Source organism: Streptomyces sp. NPDC031100 (genome assembly GCF_055570785.1).
Genome location: NZ_JBVIGN010000024.1, coordinates 1 through 20461, shown reverse-complemented (window position 1 = coordinate 20461; position 20461 = coordinate 1). Strand labels below are relative to the sequence as shown.

Genomic DNA, 20461 nt, shown 5'->3' with positions numbered 1-20461 from the left:
TCATTCATGCCTCCTGTGTGGGGGTTGCCTGCGGGGACGACAGCTGCCGGCGGGCCTCCGCGATCCGGTCCGGGTTCCAGCCGGGGCGCGGTACGGAGTCCAGGAGCAGCCGGGTGTACGGGTGCTCAGGCGCGGCGAGCACCTCGGCGGTGGCGCCGGCCTCGACGACGCGGCCGTGGTGCATGACGAGGACCTCGTCGGTGACGCACCGGACCACGCCGAGGTCATGGGTGATGAAGAGGTAGCCGATCGCGGTCTGCTCGCGGATGTCGGCGAGCAGGTTGAGGATCTGGGCCTGTACGGACACGTCGAGCGCGGCGACCGCTTCGTCGAGGACCAGGACGGCCGGTTCCACGGCGAGGGCGCGGGCGATGGCGACGCGCTGGCGTTGGCCGCCGGAGAGCTGCCGGGGCAGGGCGTCGGCGGCGCGGGTGCCGAGGCCGACCTGGTCGAGCAGTTCGCGGATGCGGGGCTCGGGGTCGCGGTCGGGGAAGTGCAGGCGCAGCGTCTCGCGCAGAACCCGGTCGACGCTGGTCCTGGGGTCGAGGGACAGGTAGGGGTCCTGGAAGACCATCTGCACCTCGCGGGCTCTGGCCAGGCGCTGTCGCCGGCCGCGTGCCCGGGCGGGCCGGACCCGGCCCCGTATCCGTACCTCTCCCGCGTCGGCCCGCTCCAGGCCGACGACGATGCGGGCGGTGGTGGTCTTGCCGGAGCCGGAGCCGCCGACGATGCCGAGGGAGCCGCCCTCGGGCAGGGTGAACGACACGCCGTCCACGGCCGGTACGGTGTCGAAGGAACGGCGCAGGTCGACGGCTTGCAGCAGGGGTTCGGGCAGCGGTTCAGGCATCGGCGACCGCTCCTTCCCGCGCGAGCCGTTCGCTGTGGTGGCAGGCGGCGAGATGGTCGGGCCGGCCGGGGGCCGGCAGCGCTTCCGGGGCCGCTTCCCCGCAGATCCCGGTCGCGAGGGGGCAGCGGGCGGCGAAGGCGCAGCCGGTCAGGGGTGTGCGCGGGTCGGGCGGTTGTCCGGGAATGGCGGAGAGTCTGCCGCCCGCGTTCGTGAGGCGGGGCGTGGAGGCGAGCAGGGCCGCGGTGTACGGGTGGCGGGGGTGGGCGAAGAGGACGTCGGCGGGGCCGGTCTCGGCGATCCGCCCGGCGTACATGACGTATACGCGGTCGCTGATCGCCGCCGCGAGGTCGAGGTCGTGGGTGACGAACAGCAGGGCCGTACGGAAGCGCTCGCGGAGCCGGGCGAGGAGCGCGATCACCTCGGCCTGGGTGGTGACGTCGAGCGCGGTGGTCGGTTCGTCGGCGAGGAGGAGGGTGGGATCGCCCATGAGTGCCGCGGCGATCACGACCCTTTGCAGCATGCCGCCGGACACCTGGCTCGGGTATTTCCGGAGGACGGTTTCGTCGAGCCCGACGGCCCGCAGGAGTTCCACGGCCCGGGCGGTGCCGGCGGGCTCGTCCATGGCCCTGGCGGAACGGACGCCCTCGGTGAGGAAGTCGCCGATGCGGCGGAGCGGGTTGAGGGTGGCCCGCGGGTCCTGGAAGATCATGGCGACGGTGCCCGCGCGGAGGGCGCGCAGCCGGTCGGTGTCCATGGTCAGGACGTCGTGGCCCTCGACCAGCACGGCGCCTTCGGCGGTGGCGCCGGGCGGCAGCAGACCCAGCGCGCCGCGTGATGTGAGGGACTTCCCGGAGCCGGACTCGCCGACGAGGGCGACCGTCTCGCCCGGGCCGACGGTGAGGTCGACGCCGTCGAGGACGGGGCGAGCGGTGCCGGGGACGAGCAGGCGCAGGCCCCGGATGTCGAGCGTGGGAGGCGAGGGGATCATCGGTCTCTCCTGGCGACGCGGTCGGCCCAGCGCTCTCCGACCACGTTGAACGCGACGACGGTGAGGACGACGAGGACGCACGGCAGGATCGCGGAGAGCGGGTAGCCGTGCTGGATGGCGGTCTGGCCGTCGAAGACCATGCGGCCCCAGTCGGGTGTGAGCGGGGGCACGCCGAGGCCGAGGAAGGACAGGCCGGCCAGGTCCATGAGCGCGTAGCCGAAGTTGACGGTCGACTGGGCGAGGACGACGGGAGCGATGCCCGGCAGGATGTGGCGCAGACAGATCTGGAGCGCCGAGTGGCCCTGGACCTGGTAGGCGCTCACGTACGGGCGGGCCCGTTCGGCGAGGACGAGCGAGCGGGTGAGCCTGCTGACGTAGGGCAGGTACGCGAGACCCAGCGCGACGACGGGGGCGAGCAGGCCCTCTCCGTAGACGGAGATCACGAGGATCGCGAGGAGCATCCCGGGGAAGGCGAAGACGAGTTCGGTCGAGCGGGACAGGACGGAGTCCAGCCAGCCGCCGCGCCAGGCCGCGGTGGTGCCGACGGCGACGCCCGCGAGGGTGGAGAAGACGATCACGCCGAGCGGGCCGAGCAGGGAGGTGCGGGCGCCGAGGAGCAGCCGCGAGAGGGTGTCGCGGCCGGCGGTGTCGGCGCCGAGCGGGTGGTCGGCGGAGGTCCCGGCGAGCGAGGAGCCGAGGTCGACGGCGCCCGGGTCGTGCGGCGCCAGCCACGGCGCGAGCAGCGCCGCGAGGACGACGAGCCCGACGAAGCCCAGGCAGGCCAGATTGAGTGGTGAACGGCCCGAGGCGGCCCGGAGCTTGGATAGGCCGGGGCGACGGGTGAGGACGGCGGTCATGCGGCGGCCCCTCTCGTTCCGAGGGTGATCCGGGGGTCGACCAGGGGCAGCAGGAGGTCGACGACCAGGTTCACGGCCATGAACAGCGCCACGATGATCAGGGAGACGGCCTGGACGGTCGGGAAGTCCTTGGTGGTGGTGGCGAGTTCGAGGAGTTGTCCGATGCCTCCGATGCTGAAGGCGGTCTCGACGAGGATCGTGCAGACCAGCAGGGTGGAGACGATCAGGCCGCCGGTGGTGAGCACGGTTCCGAGCGAGTTGCGCAGGACGTGGCGGCGGATGACCAGGCGTTCGGGGACGCCCCGGCTGCGCGCCGCGGTCACGTGGTCGCTGTCGAGGGCTTCGAGCATGGCGGAGCGGGTGACGCGGGCGAGCAGGCCGATGAGGTAGAGCGCGAGGGCGATCGCGGGCAGGGTCAGATGCCACACCCTGTCGAGAAAGCCAACGCCTGCGCCGCTGCTGGGGAACCAGCCGAGCCTGACGGCGAACAACCCCTGGAGCAGGACGGCGGCGACGAAGGACGGCGTGCCGACGGCGAGGGTGGTGGCGACGAGCACGGCGGAGTCGGTCCTGCCGCCGCGTACGGCGGCGATCCGGCCGAGCAGCAGGCCGACGGTGACGACCACGGCCAGTGCCATGGTGATCAGCAGCAGTGTGGTGGGCAGCCGGTCGGCCAGGAGGCGGGAGACGTCGGTGCGGTAGGTGAGGGACCGGCCGAAGTCGCCCTGGATCATGTCGCCGAGCCAGCGCAGGTACCGTGCCGCGAACGGATCGTCGAGGTGGTAGCGGGCGTTGACGGCGGCAAGCGCCTCGGGTGAGGCGGAGCGGCCGGAGAGCAGGAAGCTCGCGGGGCTGCCGGGCACCAGGTACATGGCGCCGAAGACGACGAACGAGGCGACGAGGAGGGTGGCCGCCATCTCGGCGACCCGCCGTACGGCGAATCTCAGGAAGTCGACGGCGTTCACGACGTGGCCCCCGCGTCCGCGGTGCCGACCTCGGCGGCCCACGGGTAGTACACGTACGCGATGGTGGTAGGGGCGCCGGTGATCCTCTTGTTGAGGAAGAGGGCGGTCGGCCACTCCGCGACCGGGATCCAGGGCATCCGCTGCGCGGCCTGCCGCTGGAGTTCGCTCTCGACGCGCAGGCGGCGGCCCTTGTCGTAGGTGGCGGTGGCTTGTTCGACCAGTGCGTCGTAGCGCTTGTCGCTGTATCCGGCGAAGTTGAGGTACGCACCGCTCCTGAAGTTGGTCAGGAGGTCGAGCGGGTCGGTGATCGAGTCGTAGTAGGTGAGCGGGAACATGTCGATGCCCTCGCGGGCGCCGGGGTCGGTGAAGAGCGCCGTGAAGGCGTCGGGGGCGACGGACTTGAGGGTGATCCTGAGTCCGATCTCGCTGCCGGCGGCCTGGACGGCGGTGGCGAGGAGGGAGACGTCCTGGCCGATGGAGCTGGTGGCGACGGTGAGGGTCTTTCCGGTGGCGCCGGCCTGCTTGACGAGCGCTCTCGCCCGCTCGACGTCCCGGGTCGTGGGCGGCAGTCCGTCGAGCGCCGCCTTGCGGACCTCGGGTGAGGCGCCCGCCCACGCGGCGCGGGTGGTGAGGGAGCTGGTGGCGGTCCCAGCGCCGCCGAGTCCGGCCTGCACGAATCCGGAGCGGTCCAGGGCGAGGGAGAGCGCCTGCCGCACGCGTACGTCACCGAGCGGGCCGTTCATGTTCGTGATGCCGAGGTTGACGGTGCTGAGGCCCTCGCCGAAGTAAAGGGTGCCGACGCCGCTGTCCTTGAGGCGCCCGTAGCTCTCGGTGGGGATGAGGTAGCCGCCGTCCGCCTCTCCGGTGAGCAGGGCGTTGGTACGGGCGGAGGGGTCGGTGAGGAAGCGGAAGACGACCCTCCCCGCCTTGGCACGGGTGCCCCAGTAGCCGTCGAACCGGTCGAGTTCCAGCGACTGCCCCTTCTGCCAGGCGCCGAGCGTGAACGGGCCGGTGCAGGCGAGGCCGCCCGAGGTGCCGTAGTCGGCGCCCGCCGCGGTGACCCCGGCCTTGGAGGCGACGACGCCCGCGGCGGTCGCCATGTACTGGGGGAACTGCGAGTCGGGCTTCTTCAGCTCGACGGTGATCTGAAGGGGGCCGGTCTTCCGAATGGAGGCGACGTTCTGGAAGTTCTGCGCCCAGGCGGCGGCGTTCTTCGGGTCCCGCTGCCGGCCGAGGCTGAAGACGACGTCGTCCGCGGTCATCGTCCGGCCGTCGTGGAAGCGCACGCCCCGCTGCAGGTCGTACACCCAGGTGGTCGGGTCGGGGTTGGTCGCCTTCTCGGCGAGTCCGGGTTCGAGGGTGAGCCGCGGCGTCCAACGCATCAGGCTCTCGCAGACGTTGGCGAGGATGGTGTTCTGCGGGTAGTCGAGCGCCATGGTGTAGTCGAGCGTGGGCGGCTCCGCGTAGACGGCCCAGGTGAAGGAGTCGATGTCTCCCCTGGGCTCGGGGGTGCCGACCGAGAGCGCGAACGAGGCGCCGGTGCCGGCGCGGGGCGGGCCGGCGCAGGCCGTGACTGCGGTGAGAGCGGCGACCGAGGCGAGGGCCGTGAGGGCGGTCCTGACGGGGTGGCATCTCGGGACGCGGGGCGGGGGTGGTGCTGTGCTCATCGTCGCGCTCTCTTTCGCTACGGCAGGGCGGAGGGGCTGCTGCGGGGCTGCTGCGGGCTTCCTGCTGGGTCACGCGCCGGGGCGGGCCACCGGGATCTGCTGGGTGATGCAGTGGACACCGCCGCCGCCGTACGCGATCACCGGAGCCGGCACACCGACGACCTTGCGGTCGGGGTACGCGGCGGCGATCACCTCGAGGGCGGCCATGTCCTGGGTGGCTCCGGCGACCGGGACGACGACTCCGCCGTTGGCGACGTAGTAGTTCAGGTACGAGACCTCGACGCGGGTGCCCGCGACCTCGGCGAAAGCGGTCTGGGGGACGTCGACGATCTCCAGGGCACGCCTCCGGGCGTCGGTCGAGACCTCCAGGACGGCGCGGTTGGCGCGCATCCGGGCGTAATCGGGGTGCTCGGGGTCCTCGGGCAGGGACACGACGACCTTGCCGGGGGCGGCGAAGGCGCAGACGCCGTCGACGTGGCCGTCGGTCTCGGTGTCGAGCAGTCCGCCGTACGGGAGCCAGATCACCTTCTCGACGCCGAGCTGCGCCTTCAGCTCCGCCTCGATCTGCTCCCGGGTCAGGTCCGGGTTGCGGTTGGGGTGGAGGAGGCACTGCTCGGTGGTGATGAGGGTGCCCTCGCCGTCGACGGTGATCGCCCCGCCCTCCAGGATCATGTCGCAGGCGATGCGGTCGACGCCGAGGTGTTCCAGGAGCAGGGCGCTGATGCGGTCGTCGGAGTCGTACGGATGGTGCTTGCGACCCCAGGCGTTGAAGCGGAAGTCGACGCCGGCCCGGCGCCCGTCGCCGTCGAGGACGAACAGCGGCGCGGAGTCGCGGAACCAGGAGTCGTCGAGGGGCAGCTCCACGACGGTGACGTCATCGCCGCAGTGGGCGCGGGCGTCGTCGCCGGAGCCGGGCGGGGCGACCATGGTGACGGGCTCGAAGCGGGCGATGGCGCGAGCGACGTCGGCGTACTCCCGCTGCACGGCGTCGAGGAGGCCGTCCCACAGGTCCACGCGGGTCGGCCAGGCCATCAGACAGCCCTCGTGCTCGGACCACTCGGCGGGCATACGGAAAGCGGTCATCGGGGTCTCTTCTCGATCGATGGGAAAGGATCATTGCCTTGACTGAATTTTCAGTCAAGTATTGGGGCGTGAGAATGCGCAGGGGCTCAGAGAAAGTAGAGGCGGCTCAGGGAGACCTCCTGCGCCGGCTCGGAACGCAGAGGCGCCCCGTCGAGGGTCACGAGGCCGGTGTGGCCGTCGACCTGGACGTCCCCGATGCGCGAGTTGAGGAGCAGGTCGGCCGGGCCGATGCCGCGGGTGCCGCGCACGGCGACCCGGCGACGGCGGGTGGCCATCGCGTCGTACGGGCTGCCGAAGGAACCGGACTCGGCTGCGGCCCGACTGACGAAGGCCACGGAGAGGTCTGCCGGGGTGGCACCATGGGCGCCGAACAGGGGGCCGAGGACCAGGGGTTCACAGGTGTCGGTGGCCGCGTTGGGGTCACCCGTCACCCCATAGGCGGGGAAGCCGTTCTTGATGACCATCTGCGGCTTGGCTCCGAAGTACGGCGGGCGCCACAGCACGATGTCGGCCATCTTCCCGACCTCGACCGAACCGATCTCGTGCGCGAGGCCGTGGGAGATCGCCGGGTTGATGGTGAGCTTGGCCATGTAGCGCAGCATGCGCGCGTTGTCGTCTCCCGGACCGTCGTCCTCCAGCGGGCCCAGCTCGGCCTTCATCTTCCCGGCCATGGCGCACGTACGCCGGACGGTCTCCCCCGCACGTCCCATGCCCTGCGCGTCGGAGGAGGTGATGCCGATCGCACCGAGGTCGTGCAGCACGTCCTCCGCGCCCATCGTCTCGGCCCTGATCCGATCACGCGCCAGGGCGGCGTCGCCCGGCAGGTCGGTCTTCAGCGCGTGGACGGAGACGATCATCCCGTAGTGCTCGGCGACCGCGTCCCGCCCGAACGGCAGGGTCGGGTTGGTGGAGGAGCCGATGACGTTCGGCACGCCCGCCATCTTCAGGACGTTGGGTACGTGACCGCCGCCGCACCCCTCGATGTGGAAGGCGTGGATGGTGCGGCCGTCCAGGACGCGCAGGGTGTCCTCGACCGACAGGCACTCGTTCAACCCGTCGCTGTGCAGGGCCACTTGGACGTCGTGTTCCTCGGCCACCCTCAGCGCCGTGTCCAACGCCCGCGTGTGGGCGCCCATGTCCTCGTGGACCTTGAAACCGGACGCGCCGCCCTCGGCGAGGGCCTCCACCAACGGGGCCGGGTCCGAGGACGAACCCCGGGCGAGGAAGCCGATGTTGACCGGCCAGGCGTCGAAGGCGTTGAAGGCGTGCCGCAGCACCCAGGGCGAGTTGACACCCACACCCCAACTCGGGCCTGCCTCCTGGCCGATGATCGTGGTGACGCCGCTCGCGAGCGAGGCCTCCATGATGCGGGGCGACAGCAGGTGGACATGGGTGTCGACGGCTCCGGCGGTGGCGATCAGCCCCTCCCCCGGGATCATCGTCGTCCCCGTGCCGACCACGACGTCGACGCCGTCGAGGGTGTCGGGATTGCCGGCCCGGCCGATGGCGTGGATCCGGCCCTCGCGGATGCCGATCGACAGCTTCCGGATGCCCAGCACCGCGTCGATCACCAGCACGTTGGTGATCACGACGTCACAGGTCTCGCGGACGGCGGCGGCCTTCAAGTGCAGTCCGTCGCGGGCGGTCTTGCCGAAGCCGGCGAGGAACTCGTCGCCGGGCTTCTGGGAGTCGGACTCCACGCGGACGACGAGCCCGGAGTCACCGAGTCTGATCCGGTCACCGGCCCGCAGGCCGTGCACCGCGGCGTACTCGTGCGGGTCGATGTGGCGGCTGCGCCCGGGAGCGCAGTGGTCGCTGTGCCGGTTCGGCCTGCTCATGCCCGTGCCTCTTGCGAAGTCTCCTGGGCCGGCTCGGCACCGAGGTAGCCGCAGGCGGCGGCCCGTGCCAGGGCCCGGGCCTTGGCACCGGGGGCGTCGAGAGGTCCGTCGACCAGGCCCGCGAAGCCGATGGCGACGCGTGAACCGCCGAGCGGGACCAGACCGACGTCGACGGCCTGGCCCGCGTCGAACCGGGTGGACGACCCGGCCGGGGTTGCCAGCCGCATGCCGTAGGCGGCGGCGCGGTCGAAGGCGAGGCGTGGGTTGGCCTCGAAGAAGTGGAAGTGGGAGGTCACGCTCACCGGGACCGTCGCCGTGTTGCGCACGGTGAGCGTCACGTGCGGCTCGGGCACGGCAGGGTCGTCCGGGCCGGGCAGTACGGCTCCGGGGGCGCCGTCGTTCCGGTCCAGGGGCCCGAACGGCTGGGTGACGACGGCGAGCCGCGAGCCGTCGTCGAATACGGCCTCGACCTGGATCTCGGTGACGACGTCGACGACGCCGGGCAGCACATCGTCCGGGCCCAGGGCCGTGCGTCCCCGCTCGATCGCCTCGGCCAGGCGCGAGCCGTCGCGGGCGGCCTCGCAGACGGTGTCCGCGATGAGCGCGGTCGCCTCGGGGAGGTTGAGCCGCAGACCGCGCGCGTGGCGGGCCCGGGCGAGTTCGGCGGCGGTGAAGAGCAGCAGGCGGTCCCGCTCGGTGGGAGTCAGCGGCATGTCGGCCTCGCGTACATGACGTACATGGGTGTTTCCTTCCTCCCCTGCGAGCACGGCGGGGAGAGGGCGAGGTATTCGGGGCTGTCGTGGCTGCGGCTCGGCATCGGGTGCGAGCGGGCCGCCGAAGCCCTGCGATGACCTCACTGTTGCACTGACTGAAATTTCAGTCAATAGGTCGGGCGCGCCCAAGGGCGGATGGATGTCCCCAGGGCGGACCTCGGGAGCCTACGACTGGCGGAGCCGGGCCAGCTCCACCTCGATGGCCTCCGACATGAGAGTGCGCGCGTGGTCGATCGCGAGGCCACCGCTCAGCCAGCGCATGCTCAGGCCCTCGAGCAGAGCGGTGAGCCGTTCGGCGGCCGAGGCGAGCCGGGCCGCCGGCGCCATCGGGTGGACCTGCCCCAGGAGCGCGGCCACCTCCTGCACCCACACCAGGGTCGCCCGGGCGAGGTCCTCGCGCAGGACGGGGTCGAAGACGGCACTCGCCCTCAGCTCACCCCACGCCGTGCTGTTCTCCCGCACCTCGGGGGTGTCCTGGAGCTCCAGGAGCAGGACCTGGTCGAGCTCCTCGCGGGGGCTCAGCGGTTCCGCGTCCGGGGCCTGGGCCGTGGTGTACCGCTCCGCGCGGTCGTTGATGAACTCCAGCGTATGGCGCAGGATTCCGGTGCGGTCCTTGAAGTGGTAGTAGATCAGGCCGGTGGAAACCCCGGCCTCCTCCGCCAGTTCCTCCACGCGGAGCCCGCGGACCCCGCGCCGGGCGATGACCCGGGCGGCCGCTTCCAGGATCTGAGTACTGCGAGACGCCATGTCACGAACCCTATCCGGACCGCCGGGCGGGGCGATCGCCACGGCGTCCCCGGCCGGAGGGCCACCCGGCACCCGCTCGGCTCACCCGTTCCTCCGGTACTGGCTCAGCACCACCGTGACCGGTCCGCCGTCGGGTGCCGTCTCGACCACGCGCGCCACGACGAGCCGCTCACCGTCGGCACTGCGCACGCAGAACGGCCGCTCGTCGGTCAGCTCGTCGAACGGCAGACTCGTCACCGGCTCCGTGTCGACCCCCCGCTCGCAGTCGGCGGGACTGAGCACGTATCCCGAGGCGACGAAGGCGTCGGCGTCCTCGGGCAGCACGAACCCGCCCTTGTCACGAGCGAGATACCACGTGGCCGTCTCGGCGGGCGTCACCTTCCCGGCATCCAGGTCGAACTCGTAGCCGTCGTCGGGGGCGGTCAGTTCGACGTCCTCGTAGCGCGGCGTGTACACGACACCCGATTCCGCTCCGCCCCGTCCGGGATCGTCCAGCCAGTACACGGCTCCGGCCGCCGCCATGAGCGCGGCGAGGGCGGCGGCGGCTCCTGCCGTCACAGCCGTACGACCGCGCCGGTTCCTGCGACGGTCCCGCCGTACGGGCGGACCGCCGTGCGCACCGGCGCCCGAGGCGCCCCGCTCCGTGGACACCGGGGCGGACGCTTGCGTGGGCCGGTCGTGCGGGGACAGCCCGTCGAGGAGCGTGGGCTCGGGGGCGCACGGGCCCGATGTCCGACGCATGACCTCCTGCCCGACCGCCCCGGGCAGCCAGCCGTCGCCGAACTCGGGCGAAGGACCTACGGCGGGGTGCGCGCGCACGGTGGCGATCAGCTCGGCCGGGGTGGGTCGCCGCTCGGGCGTCTTGGCCAGACAGTGCCCGAGGAGCTCGCGCAGCTCCTCCGGTACGCGGGAGAGGTCGGCCGGCTCGTGGACGACGCGGTAGAGGGTGGCGGACTCGGGGCCCGCCCCGAAGGGCAGGATGCCTCCGGCCACGTAGGCGGCGAGGGCGCCGAGCGCGAAGACGTCGGTGGCGGGCGTCACGGCCTGCCCGAGCGCCTGCTCCGGCGCCATGTACGCGGCGGTGCCGATCCGCAGGCCGGTGCCGGTGAGCCCGGTGGCGTCGGCCGCCCGGGCGATGCCGAAGTCGATGACGCGGGGACCGTCCTCGGCGACGAGGACGTTGGCGGGCTTGAGGTCGCGGTGGACCACACCCGCCGCGTGGATGGCCTGGAGGGCCTCCGCGATCCCGGCGACGAGCAGGAGCACGGTGCGTGCGGGCAGGGGGCCGTACCGCTCGACGACCTGCTGGAGCGAAGGACCCGGTACGTAGGCGGTGGCGAGCCAGGGGACTGCGGCGTCGACGCCGGCGTCCACCACCTGCGCGGTGAACAGGCCGTGGATGCGGCGCGCGCTCGCGACCTCCTGGGCGAACCGCCGGCGGAACTCCGGGTCGGCGGCGAAGTCCTCGCGGACCACCTTCAGGGCGATGGGCCGGCCGCCCGGAGTACGGGCGAGGTAGACGACACCCATCCCGCCGGAGCCGAGCCGGGCGTGGACTCGGTAGCCGCCGATCTCGCGGGGATCGTCGGGTGACAGCGGCGGGTGGACCGGCTGAACCCGGGGCGGCTGGGTGGTGGACATGGGCGGCTCTTTCGGCGGTACGGATCGGCGGGCCGAACCAGCCGGAGCGAGGGACGACTCTGCCGATGGGCGCGCGGCACGCCCTACGCCCGATCGTGCATGCTGACTAAAGTTTCAGTCAATCGACCCGGCCCGACTCGACGGATGGGAACCGGGCGAAGGGGGACAAGGGTGAAGGACCGGAAGAAGGCGATCCTCGAAGCGGCTGCCCGGGTGATCGCACGCCGCGGGGTGCGCGGGCTACGACTGGAGGAGCTGGCCACCGAGGCACGGGTCTCCAAAGCGCTCGTCTACTACCACTTCGGAGACCGCTCGGGCCTGCTGCGCCACACACTGAGGTTCATCGGCGACCGGGCGGAGCGGTACACCCGCGGCCGGCCACCCGGCCCGCAGGGACCCGGGAGTCCGCTGCGCGAGCTCGAACGCAGGCTGCTGCTCGAACTCCAGGACACCCCGGAGGTGCGCGAGAACAGCACGGCATGGGGCGAGCTGCGGGCCAGCGCCGTCTTCGAACCGGAGCTGCAGGAGGAGCTGGCACGGGCGAGCCTCGAATGGGTCGGGGAGATCGCGGATCTGCTGGGCCAGGTCGACCCCACCACCCCGGACAAGGCCCTGGTCGCCGCGGCCGAGCGGCTCATCGTCCTCCTGGAGGGCCTGAGCATCCGGTGGCTCATCGGAGTGCTGCCGGTCGACCACGCCTGCGAGCTGATGCGGGGCGCGATCGCGGCGGAGGTCGAGGGGACGCGCCTGCTGGAGCCGCACGCCGTGTGCCCGGTCGACTGAACGAGCGCGACGCCGCGCCGCTCCACGGTCCGATGATTTGACTGAAAATTCGGTCAGTGTCACAGTGACGTCCACGGGCCCCCGCTGACGCCTCCGCTCAGCCGTCCGCACGACCGCCACACGCGTGCAGCCAAGGCCCGCGATTCCGTCGCCGAGCGTCACCGCGATCCGCCCGCCGCGGCCGGATAGTCTCGCCAGTACACGATCGGAGCACACCGTGTCCCACCTTCCCCCCACCCGCCGCTCCGCCCTGCGTGCCTTCACCGGAATAGGCGGCGCCCTCGCCCTCGGCTCCACCGCCTGCGGTCCCGAGGAGTCCGGAAGCGGCGGCACGACCACCGCTTCCGCCGGCAAGGCGGCGACGAGCGGCGAGCGCCGCTTCGGCGCCGAGTGGGCGAGCCACACCCGTACCTTCATGGCCTGGCCTGCCCTCGCCTCCGTCTGGGAGGGCGACCTGCCCTACGTACGGGAGGACATCGCCCGCATCGCACGGGCCATTGGAGAGTACGAGGCGGTCGTGATGATGGCTCGCCCGGACCAGCAGGCGGCGGCCCAGCGGGCGTGCGGTTCGCAGGTCGAGGTCGTCCCGCTCGCCGTCGACGATCTGTGGGCCCGCGACACCGTTCCCGTCTTCGTCGAGGAGGACGGTGAGGTCGTCGGCACCGACTTCAACTTCAACGGCTGGGGGAACAAGCAGGAGCACACCAACGACGCCCAGGTGGGCCGCAAGCTGCTCGGCAGGTACGGCATCCCCCGCGAGCAGGCGCCGCTCGTCGCAGAGGGCGGCACCTTCGAGACCGACGGCGAGGGCACGCTCCTCATCACCGAGAGCTCGATCGTCAACGGCAACCGCAACCGCGGAAAGAGCAGGGACCAGATCGAGGACGAACTGATCGAGACCCTCGGTGTGGAGAAGGTGATCTGGCTGGCGGGCGTCCGCGGCGAGGACATCACCGACGCGCACGTGGACAGCCTCGTACGGTTCACCGCACCGGGCGTGGTCCTCCTCGACCAGGCGTTCCCCGGCACTCCCCCGGACTCCTGGTCCCGCTCGGCCGACCAGGCTCGTTCGGTGCTCGGCAAGGCGACCGACGCGCGGGGCCGGCGCTTCGAGATCATCGACCTGCCGCAGCCCGACCTCGACAAGATCACCGGCGAGGGTGACGACTTCGTGTCCACCTATGCCAACTTCTACATCGCCAACGACGCCGTCTTCCTGCCCAAGTTCGGCGACCGGAAGGCGGACGCCCGGGCGAAGGCCATCGTTCAGGAGCAGTTCCCCAAGCGGGACATCGTCCAGCTGCAGATCGACACCATCGCCTCCGGCGGCGGCGGAATCCACTGCTCCACCCACGACCAGCCCGGCAAGCCCGCCGCCTGACGACCTCGCCCGCCGCGCGCGGCGACCTCACGTTCCGATGGTGTCCGGGGTAAGCGCGGCTGCGGCTACGACGGCGGCGGCTTCGCCTCCCCCTGCGCGGCCTGCAGATCGGCCAGCAGCTCGGCCTGCCCGGCCAGCACCCCGGACAGAATCGTCCGCGCCACCCTGAGCAGCTCGGCGATCTGCGGGCTGGTCAGCGAGTAGTACACGGTCGACCCCTCCTTGCGGGACACGACCAGGTTCGCCCGGCGCAGCACGGCAAGCTGCTGGGAGAGGTGCGCGGGCTCGATACCGACCTCAGGAAGCATCTCGGCGACCGCGTGCTCACGCTGGGACAGAAGCTCCAGCACCCTGATGCGGGCCGGGTGCCCGAGTGTCTTGAAGAACTCGGCTTTCAGCTGGTACAGCGGCGTACTCACCTCGCCACCCCCCTGCACAGTCCACAGCACGGCCTCGTCGGCCGGACCTCGGCGCATCGCGTCCACCCACTCGTCAAGAACATGCGGACCATCCTCGCCTGCGGAACCGGCCACGCCGAATCCGGGCCGAGAACCCGGGCCGCCGAATCAGCAGTGACAGCAAGCCGCGCCACACCGGAGACCCCGGAAGACCGAGCGCGGCTGAGGCCTGCTTCGGGCACGGGAGAGGTGGGGTGGGGTGGGGTGATGAATGACTGTGCCGCTCAGCCGCGCTGTCCTGCACCGTCTACGACCCGGAGATGGTCGGCTATGTGCTGCGGGAGATCGTGGAGGTGCCGACCGGCGACTTCCAGGATCTGCGGCTGTGGCGACGCCAGGTCGCCGATCTGGCGGTGGGTCTGGTCGAGGAGTACCGCCGCCCCGTTCTGGTCCCCATGACCTTGGTCGACCCCGCGTATGTCGGCGAGATCTTCAGCGCGTTGAAGGACGCGGGCATCGCCGTCCACCACTTCTTCCTCAAGGTTCCCCGAGAGGTCCTGGAGAGGCGAATCGACGGCCGGAGCTTCACCCCGGACGACCCCGAGCAGGACGAGCGGGTCAGGCGCTGGTGCAAGGACAGGATCGAACCGTGCCTGGCCGCGGCCGACGCCCTGCCCGGCGACACGATGTGCCTCGACGGCGAGCTGACCCCGCAGGAGTTGGCTGACCAGGTGTTGGCCCGTATCGGCGCGGGTTCGGGCCGATACGGGCATGCGGGGGCTGATCGCGGTGGTGGTCTGCGGTCAGCCGTCGTACTGCTGGGCGGGAACGGTCGCGGCCCGCACCGTCCGAGCGATGCGCGACTCCCGGTGACGCGAGGCCGCCGGTCCGGTCGGGCTCTTACTCGCCCGCCCGGTCTTCGGCCTGCCAGCCGGTGGTCCGCCATTCCTGGCGGCCCTCGCCCCGCTCTCCGCATCCCGCGCCGTGTGCGGCAAGCGCGGCAGCCAGGTCGGGGTGCACCGGCACGGGCGGGCGGTCACCCGTGGGGACGAGGGAACCGTCGGCGGGGATGGCGGCCAGCTCCAGGCTCCGGCCCGCCGCGGCGAGGCGGCGTGCGGCCTCGCCGATCGCCAGCTGCCCGTCGGCCGACCAGCAGCGCAGCTCGGTCAGGTCGATGATCACGGGTCCCGTGCCGCGGGCCACGGCCCAGCCCACGGCGCCGGTGAACCGGCGGACGGCATCCGGGCCCAGGTAGCCGGCGACGGAGAGGACACCGAGGTTCTCCTCGACGGTGTAGCGCCAGTCGATCGTCATCAGGGGTGAACTTCCTTGCGTGGGTGGCTCGTCGGGGTCACAGGGGGAGGGTGATCCAGATGCTCTTGCCGCGGCCGTCGGCATCCGCTCGGACCACTGCGGTGCCGCCCAGGCCGAGGACGAGTTCCATCACGGTGCTCAGGCCCCCGGTGCCGGTCCCGTACAGCGCGGGTCGGTAGGGATGGCGGTCATGCACGGCGAACGCCAGGCAGTCCGAGCCCGCCGCGTAGATCACGGTCACCGTCGGGGAGAGGACGGCGGCGTGCCGGACACTGTTGGTGACCAGCTCGGCGAGAATCAGCAGCGCCGGGTCCACCGCGGGGTGGCGCAGCCCGATCCCCCACTCGACCAGAGCCTCCTGCGCCGTCTGGCGGGCGAGGCGGACGGCGGACGGCTCGGCGGGCAGCGTCAGCACGTGCCGGTGAGGCAGGGCTTCGAGCTGCGTGGACATCAGACCACCTCTGCGCGGGCGAGGCGGAAACCGCTGATGGTCTTGGGGTTCAGGCGCAGCAGTGTGTCGTGCGGGCAGTGGCTCCGGCCGGGGAGAGTGCGCCGGACGTAGGCACCTCCCATGCCCTTGAGGCTGTACGGGAGGGCGGCCTCGTCCGAGGCGGTGACCACTTCGGCGGGGCCGCAGACGGTGACCGTCCAGCCGGTGCCGGGCACGGCACGGATCTCGTCCGCGTGACAGGCCGCCGTCGCGGGTACCGCCGCGGCCGGAGCGGGCGTTCGGACCACGCGGCGGCCGTATTCCCACACGTGCCGGGCGGGTCGGATCACGGACAGGTCCCGCTGCACGTACACCGGCCGCCCCAGGGTGCTGCCCTCCAGCAGCCACAGGGCCTCCGCCCCGGAGACCTCGACCGGACGAAGGGTGGCGGGGGGAGTGCTCATCGCAGAGCCTCCTCGCTGGAGGTTCGGGGCTTCGGGGCGGGGAGGACGGGCAGGATGCCGGCGCGCTCGAGGTGACTGCGGGCGGCCTGGATCGCCTCGGGGGTGCTCGCGAACTCCCGGCCCTCGTGCCGCAGCAGATCGAGCGCCCCGACGGAGTCCAGAACCTGGCGCTGGCCGAGCCGTATCCCGGAGGCGAGGACGGTGATGCCCCTCCGCTGCAGCTTTTCGACGGCGTCCTTGAGGACCAGGGCGCCGGTGGCGTCCATGGTCGAGACCCGGGACATGCGCAGGATCACGACCCGGACGTCGGCGACCTCGGTCAGCTCCAGCAGGAAGCGGTGGGCTGCGGCGAAGAACAGCGGGCCGTCGATGCGGTACGCCACGATGTGCTCGGCCAGCAGCGCGTGCTCCTCCGCGCTGTGATCGCCCCGGGAGAGCGGCACCTGGGCGAGGCGGGCCTGCTTGGCCACGGCACGCAGCGCGAGGGCACCGGCCACCACCAGGCCGATGATCACCGCGTAGACCAGGTCCAGGGCCAGCGTGGCGGCCGCGGTGAGGACGAGGATGACGGCGTCGGAGCGAGTCGCCCGGGCCATGGCCTTCAGTGAACCGACCTCGACCATGCGGATCGCGGTGGCCAGCAGCACGCCGGCCAGGGCCGCGAGGGGGATCTTGGAGACCAGCGGCGCCGCGGCGAAGACGATTACGGCGAGGATCGCCGCGTGGGTGAGGGCGGCCAGTCGGGAGTTCGCTCCGGTGCGGACGTTGACGGCCGTTCGGGCGATCGCTCCGGTCGCCGGCACGCCGCCGAACAGCGGGGCGGCGATGTTGGCCAGGCCCTGACCGAACAGCTCCCGGTCCGCATCGTGCTGCTGTCCGACGGTCATGCCGTCGGCGACCGACGCGGACAGCAGGGACTCCAGGGCGGCGAGAGCGGCCACCGCGAGCGCCGGGGCGAGCAGTGTGCCCAGCGAGCCGAGGTCGAGGAAGGCCAGGGAGGGTGCGGGCAGGCCGGAGGGAAGGTCGCCGATCGGTTTCGCCGCGTCCAGGTCGGCGAGCTGGGCCACGATCGTCGCGGCGATGACCGCGACGATGGAGAAGGGGATCGTCGGCCGCAGGCGGGCGCCGACCAGCATGACCACAGCTACGGCGCCGGCCAGGCCGACGGCGGTCCAGTTCGGGGCCTTGGCGAACTCCGCGAGGGCTCGCCAGGTCACCACGAGCACCCGGTCGCCGTCCGGCTTGGGCACGCCGAGCGCGTTCGGGATCTGCTGCAGGCCGATCACGCAGGCGATGCCGAGCGTGAAGCCCTCCACGACCGACGCGGGCACGTACTGCATGTACGTGCCGGCCCTGAGCACGGCCAGCGCGACCAGTATCAGACCGGCCATCAGCCCGACGGTCAGCACCCCGCCCGGCCCGTACCGGCCGACGATCGGTACCAGGACGACGGTCATCGCGCCGGTCGGCCCGGACACCTGCAGATTCGATCCACCGAAGACCGCGGCGAGTGCGCCCGCGACCACCGCGGTCGCCAGACCGGCCTGTGCGCCCAGCCCGGAGGAGACTCCGAAACCCAGCGCCAGCGGCAGCGCCACGATCGCCACCGTCAGCCCCGCCAGCAGGTCCCGGCGCGGGTCACGCCGTATCTGGTCGAGGTCGGCACGTCCCGGCAGCAGCCGTGCGATGCGGGCCCGTACCCGGCTGATCTGCGAGGTCAACGCGAGGCCTCGGCTTCCCGCAGCTCGGCCAGCAGCTCGCCCCGCCCGGCCAGCATCTCGGTCAGGATCCGGCGGGCCGCCCTCATCAGGTCGGCGACGTCCCCGCCCGCGAGCGCGTAGACCACGGTCGCGCCGTCGCGGGTGGAGGTGACGATCCCCGAGCGACGCAGCACCGCCAGCTGCTGCGACAGGCTGGAGGGTTCCACCTCGATCGCGGCGAGCAGCTCCCGTACCGGCATCGGCCCGTCCTGCAGCAGCTCCAGCACACGTATCCGTACGGGATGCCCCAGCATCCGGAAGAACTCGGTCTTGGCCTGATACAGCGGAACGGACACGACCCCTCGGCTTCCTCGTACGAGCCCCGCCCAGGGGCGGACGCGATGGCTGTGCCCGCGGCTACCTGCGAGCACAGCCAATACAGCATCTAAGCAATTGCGAAATTTTGCAATTCCGCATCAGGATACGCCCGGTCGTCCCCCTCAGGAGGGGAGGACGGGCTCAGGCCTTCTTGACCACGCTGGACTTGAGCTGCATCGCACCGAAACCCTCGACCTTGCAGTCGATGTCGTGGCCGTCGACCCCGTCGACCAGCCGGATGTTGCGTACCTTGGTGCCGGCCTTGATCCCCGAAGGGCTGCCCTTGACCTTGAGCGCCTTGGTGACGACCACGGTGTCGCCGTCCTGCAGCACGTTGCCGACCGCGTCCCGGACGACCCGCGCCGCAAAAGCGCCGTCGGCTTGCGCGCCGCTCTCGGCGGGCACCCATTCGTGGCCGCACTCCGGGCAGACCACCAGGGCATTCATCTCGTAGGTGTACTCGCACGAGCACTTCGGACAGGGGGGAAGATTCTCGATCACACCGCCAGGGTATCCGGCCTCGATGCACCGGCTGCCCCTCGTCCCTCGCGCAGTGACGAGCGACACCGGAGTGCCGCACCACCAGGCCGGCAGCAGGCACGGCTGAGCAGCCTTGACGTGGCGGCTTCCGGCGGCTGGCTCGGTTCGTCACGCGGTGCTCCGCCGGGGACAATGGGACGCCCGGGCCGGGTGAGGTGGTGGCGATGCCCGCTTGGCATCTGCGCGATTATCACGACGACGATCTTGACCAGGCCGTTCAGATCTGGGACCAGAGCCGCCGGGCCGACGAGGACCGGGTGTTTCCGGTCTCGGAGGTGATGGCCGCGGCCAAGGCCGGCCAGACGGCGGTGGTCGCCGTGATCGGGGACGAACTGGTGGGCATGGCCGTGGCGCAGGCGTACGGCAAGCGGGGGTGGATCCTGCTGGTGGCACTCGCCTCCCGGTGGCGCGAGCGCGGGATCGGCAGTGCGCTCCTCGCCGAGCTGGAACGGCGCCTGCGGGCGTCGGGTGTGCGCCACATCAGCGCGCTGCTGCCCGCTCATGCCGCCGGGACGAAGGCTTTGGAGAACTCCGGCTACCAGCTCCGCAACGACCTGACCTACTACGAGAAACTCGAACCGCCCGGCACCGCCAACGCCGACGTCCTCGCGGCACTGGGCGGGCGCATGCTGCCCGAGGGGCTCTGGGACGCCATGGCCGGCATGGAGCGGGAGAAGCAGGTCGTCGAACGCCGTGTCGTGCTCCCGTTGACGGAGCCGGCGCTGGCAGACCGCTACGGCGTGGCCCCGCCCAAGGCGGTCATCCTGTTCGGGCCGCCCGGCACCGGAAAGACCAGTTTCGCCAAGGCGGTGGCCTCCCGGCTCGGCTGGCCGTTCGTGGAGATCTTCCCCTCCCGGCTGGCGGCCGACACGAGTGAGGGGCTGGCCGTCGCGCTGCGGGCGGTGTTCGCGGATCTGGCGGAACTGGACTCGGTGGTGCTCTTCATCGACGAGGTCGAGGAGATCGCCGGCGCGCGATCCGGGAAGGCGGTCGACCCCGGGCACGGTGTGACCAACGAGCTCCTCAAACTCATCCCCGTCTTCCGCGAGCACGACGCGCGGATCCTGGCCTGTGCCACCAACTCGGTTCGCTCTCTCGACGCGGCGTTCCTGCGACCGGGCCGGTTCGACTACGTCATTCCCATCGGCCCGCCGGACCAGACTGCCCGCGCGGCGATCTGGACCCGCTATCTGAGGGCCACCGCCGACTCCGTGGACCTCGACCAACTGGTCGAAGCCAGCGAGCTGTTCACCCCGGCCGACATCGAGTTCGCCGCCCGCAAAGGCGCGCAGGCGGCATTCGAGCGCGAAGTCACCCACCGCCAGGGCCGACCGGCCACCACCGAGGACTACATGAACGCCATCGCCGACACCCGGCCGACGCTCACCGCACGGGCGATCGAGGAGTTCACCGAAGACATCGAGACGTACAGCCGGCTCTGACACCCGTCCCGCATGCGGTTGAGCGCACGACGGTGGACGATCAGCCTCACCCCGGCCCGTCCCTACGGCACCCGCGTCTTTCGAGGCGGGTGCCGTTCCGTGAGGGTGGCGCGGGACAGTGGTGCCTAGGTGTATTGATCACGAGCGTTGTTGACATTCGCGGGGCTTGATCATGGCGAAGACCTCCGGTGTGGTGGAGCTGTCTAGGACTGCACCGCACGGAGG

20 protein-coding genes and 1 pseudogene are annotated in these 20461 nt (G+C 71.7%); 4 read left to right on the top strand and 17 right to left on the bottom strand.

Annotated elements, in window-relative coordinates; genetic code table 11:
• Nucleotides 1-4: 4 nt before the first annotated feature.
• From ACZ5DS_RS41130 to ACZ5DS_RS41085, 10 genes are all read right to left on the bottom strand, one after another.
• Nucleotides 5-847, bottom strand: coding sequence for an ABC transporter ATP-binding protein (locus tag ACZ5DS_RS41130; protein ID WP_468249273.1), 843 nt, complete (start codon nt 845-847; stop codon nt 5-7).
• A complete protein-coding gene (locus ACZ5DS_RS41125; RefSeq protein ID WP_468249271.1) occupies nt 840-1835 on the bottom strand; it encodes an ABC transporter ATP-binding protein in 996 nt (331 codons plus the stop codon). The genes ACZ5DS_RS41130 and ACZ5DS_RS41125 overlap by 8 nt, the downstream gene beginning before the upstream one ends.
• Nucleotides 1832-2692 (bottom strand): ABC transporter permease, encoded by an 861-nt coding sequence (locus ACZ5DS_RS41120; protein WP_468249269.1) that lies wholly within the window; start codon nt 2690-2692, stop codon nt 1832-1834. Before ACZ5DS_RS41120 ends, ACZ5DS_RS41125 begins: the two co-directional genes overlap by 4 nt.
• Nucleotides 2689-3657: an ABC transporter permease gene (locus tag ACZ5DS_RS41115; RefSeq protein WP_468249266.1), complete on the bottom strand. Its 969-nt coding sequence runs from the start codon at nt 3655-3657 to the stop codon at nt 2689-2691. The genes ACZ5DS_RS41120 and ACZ5DS_RS41115 overlap by 4 nt, the downstream gene beginning before the upstream one ends.
• Nucleotides 3654-5324: an ABC transporter substrate-binding protein gene (locus ACZ5DS_RS41110; RefSeq protein WP_468249264.1), complete on the bottom strand. Its 1671-nt coding sequence runs from the start codon at nt 5322-5324 to the stop codon at nt 3654-3656. Before ACZ5DS_RS41110 ends, ACZ5DS_RS41115 begins: the two co-directional genes overlap by 4 nt.
• A 69-nt stretch (nt 5325-5393) precedes the next feature.
• Entirely contained in the window at nt 5394-6407 is a 1014-nt protein-coding gene (locus ACZ5DS_RS41105) for an agmatine deiminase family protein (protein ID WP_468249261.1), read from the bottom strand.
• Nucleotides 6408-6493: 86 nt separating this feature from the next.
• Nucleotides 6494-8245, bottom strand: a complete 1752-nt coding sequence (locus ACZ5DS_RS41100) for an urease subunit alpha (RefSeq protein WP_468249259.1) — start codon at nt 8243-8245, stop codon at nt 6494-6496.
• Nucleotides 8242-8958: an urease subunit gamma gene (ureA, locus tag ACZ5DS_RS41095; protein ID WP_468249257.1), complete on the bottom strand. Its 717-nt coding sequence runs from the start codon at nt 8956-8958 to the stop codon at nt 8242-8244. Before ureA ends, ACZ5DS_RS41100 begins: the two co-directional genes overlap by 4 nt.
• Nucleotides 8959-9183: 225 nt before the next feature.
• The gene (locus ACZ5DS_RS41090; RefSeq protein WP_468249255.1) at nt 9184-9765 is read right to left on the bottom strand and encodes a TetR/AcrR family transcriptional regulator; all 582 of its coding nucleotides are present in this window, start codon (nt 9763-9765) and stop codon (nt 9184-9186) included.
• Nucleotides 9766-9846: 81 nt separating this feature from the next.
• Nucleotides 9847-11406: a serine/threonine-protein kinase gene (locus ACZ5DS_RS41085; RefSeq protein WP_468249252.1), complete on the bottom strand. Its 1560-nt coding sequence runs from the start codon at nt 11404-11406 to the stop codon at nt 9847-9849.
• 171 nt (nt 11407-11577) lie between these two features.
• Between ACZ5DS_RS41085 and ACZ5DS_RS41080 the strand changes: the two genes are divergently transcribed.
• Both ACZ5DS_RS41080 and ACZ5DS_RS41075 read left to right on the top strand, forming a co-directional pair.
• Nucleotides 11578-12189 carry a TetR/AcrR family transcriptional regulator gene (locus ACZ5DS_RS41080; RefSeq protein ID WP_468249250.1) on the top strand — a complete coding sequence of 204 codons (612 nt, stop codon included), beginning with the start codon at nt 11578-11580 and terminating at the stop codon, nt 12187-12189.
• 217 nt (nt 12190-12406) lie between these two features.
• Nucleotides 12407-13570, top strand: a complete 1164-nt coding sequence (locus tag ACZ5DS_RS41075) for an agmatine deiminase family protein (protein ID WP_468249247.1) — start codon at nt 12407-12409, stop codon at nt 13568-13570.
• Nucleotides 13571-13635: 65 nt separating this feature from the next.
• On the opposite strand, the gene ACZ5DS_RS41070 is transcribed toward ACZ5DS_RS41075, so the two are convergent.
• Nucleotides 13636-13989 carry an ArsR/SmtB family transcription factor gene (locus tag ACZ5DS_RS41070; RefSeq protein ID WP_468249245.1) on the bottom strand — a complete coding sequence of 118 codons (354 nt, stop codon included), beginning with the start codon at nt 13987-13989 and terminating at the stop codon, nt 13636-13638.
• A gap of 284 nt (nt 13990-14273) precedes the next feature.
• Between ACZ5DS_RS41070 and ACZ5DS_RS41065 the strand changes: the two are divergent.
• Nucleotides 14274-14729 (top strand): annotated as a pseudogene (locus ACZ5DS_RS41065) (AAA family ATPase); the annotation flags it as partial.
• 139 nt (nt 14730-14868) lie between these two features.
• Here ACZ5DS_RS41065 and ACZ5DS_RS41060 read toward each other — a convergent pair.
• The 6 genes from ACZ5DS_RS41060 to ACZ5DS_RS41035 form a co-directional block, all read right to left on the bottom strand.
• Complete coding sequence (locus ACZ5DS_RS41060; RefSeq protein WP_468249242.1) at nt 14869-15282, bottom strand: anti-sigma factor antagonist; 414 nt, start codon at nt 15280-15282, stop codon at nt 14869-14871.
• Between the two features lie 37 nt (nt 15283-15319).
• Nucleotides 15320-15733 (bottom strand): ATP-binding protein, encoded by a 414-nt coding sequence (locus ACZ5DS_RS41055; RefSeq protein ID WP_468249239.1) that lies wholly within the window; start codon nt 15731-15733, stop codon nt 15320-15322.
• On the bottom strand, nt 15733-16176 hold the full coding sequence (locus ACZ5DS_RS41050) for a pyridoxamine 5'-phosphate oxidase family protein (protein ID WP_468249237.1): 444 nt from the start codon (nt 16174-16176) through the stop codon (nt 15733-15735). Before ACZ5DS_RS41050 ends, ACZ5DS_RS41055 begins: the two co-directional genes overlap by 1 nt.
• Nucleotides 16173-17897: a SulP family inorganic anion transporter gene (locus ACZ5DS_RS41045; protein WP_468249234.1), complete on the bottom strand. Its 1725-nt coding sequence runs from the start codon at nt 17895-17897 to the stop codon at nt 16173-16175. The genes ACZ5DS_RS41050 and ACZ5DS_RS41045 overlap by 4 nt, the downstream gene beginning before the upstream one ends.
• Nucleotides 17894-18232, bottom strand: coding sequence for an ArsR/SmtB family transcription factor (locus ACZ5DS_RS41040; protein WP_468249232.1), 339 nt, complete (start codon nt 18230-18232; stop codon nt 17894-17896). The genes ACZ5DS_RS41045 and ACZ5DS_RS41040 overlap by 4 nt, the downstream gene beginning before the upstream one ends.
• A 163-nt stretch (nt 18233-18395) precedes the next feature.
• On the bottom strand, nt 18396-18755 hold the full coding sequence (locus ACZ5DS_RS41035; RefSeq protein ID WP_468249229.1) for a zinc ribbon domain-containing protein YjdM: 360 nt from the start codon (nt 18753-18755) through the stop codon (nt 18396-18398).
• A gap of 203 nt (nt 18756-18958) precedes the next feature.
• Between ACZ5DS_RS41035 and ACZ5DS_RS41030 the strand changes: the two genes are divergently transcribed.
• Nucleotides 18959-20236, top strand: a complete 1278-nt coding sequence (locus tag ACZ5DS_RS41030) for an ATP-binding protein (protein ID WP_468249226.1) — start codon at nt 18959-18961, stop codon at nt 20234-20236.
• Nucleotides 20237-20461: the final 225 nt, after the last annotated feature.

Coding starts and splice junctions, on each gene's coding strand:
- ACZ5DS_RS41050 (WP_468249237.1), bottom strand. CDS start 16,176: ATGAGCACTCCCCCCGCCACCCTTCGTCCGGTCGAGGTCTCCGGGGCG.
- ACZ5DS_RS41125 (WP_468249271.1), bottom strand. CDS start 1,835: ATGATCCCCTCGCCTCCCACGCTCGACATCCGGGGCCTGCGCCTGCTC.
- ACZ5DS_RS41120 (WP_468249269.1), bottom strand. CDS start 2,692: ATGACCGCCGTCCTCACCCGTCGCCCCGGCCTATCCAAGCTCCGGGCC.
- ACZ5DS_RS41085 (WP_468249252.1), bottom strand. CDS start 11,406: ATGTCCACCACCCAGCCGCCCCGGGTTCAGCCGGTCCACCCGCCGCTG.
- ACZ5DS_RS41105 (WP_468249261.1), bottom strand. CDS start 6,407: ATGACCGCTTTCCGTATGCCCGCCGAGTGGTCCGAGCACGAGGGCTGT.
- ACZ5DS_RS41030 (WP_468249226.1), top strand. CDS start 18,959: ATGCCCGCTTGGCATCTGCGCGATTATCACGACGACGATCTTGACCAG.
- ACZ5DS_RS41100 (WP_468249259.1), bottom strand. CDS start 8,245: ATGAGCAGGCCGAACCGGCACAGCGACCACTGCGCTCCCGGGCGCAGC.
- ACZ5DS_RS41110 (WP_468249264.1), bottom strand. CDS start 5,324: ATGAGCACAGCACCACCCCCGCCCCGCGTCCCGAGATGCCACCCCGTC.
- ACZ5DS_RS41060 (WP_468249242.1), bottom strand. CDS start 15,282: ATGACGATCGACTGGCGCTACACCGTCGAGGAGAACCTCGGTGTCCTC.
- ACZ5DS_RS41090 (WP_468249255.1), bottom strand. CDS start 9,765: ATGGCGTCTCGCAGTACTCAGATCCTGGAAGCGGCCGCCCGGGTCATC.
- ACZ5DS_RS41130 (WP_468249273.1), bottom strand. CDS start 847: ATGCCTGAACCGCTGCCCGAACCCCTGCTGCAAGCCGTCGACCTGCGC.
- ACZ5DS_RS41055 (WP_468249239.1), bottom strand. CDS start 15,733: ATGTCCACGCAGCTCGAAGCCCTGCCTCACCGGCACGTGCTGACGCTG.
- ureA (WP_468249257.1), bottom strand. CDS start 8,958: ATGCCGCTGACTCCCACCGAGCGGGACCGCCTGCTGCTCTTCACCGCC.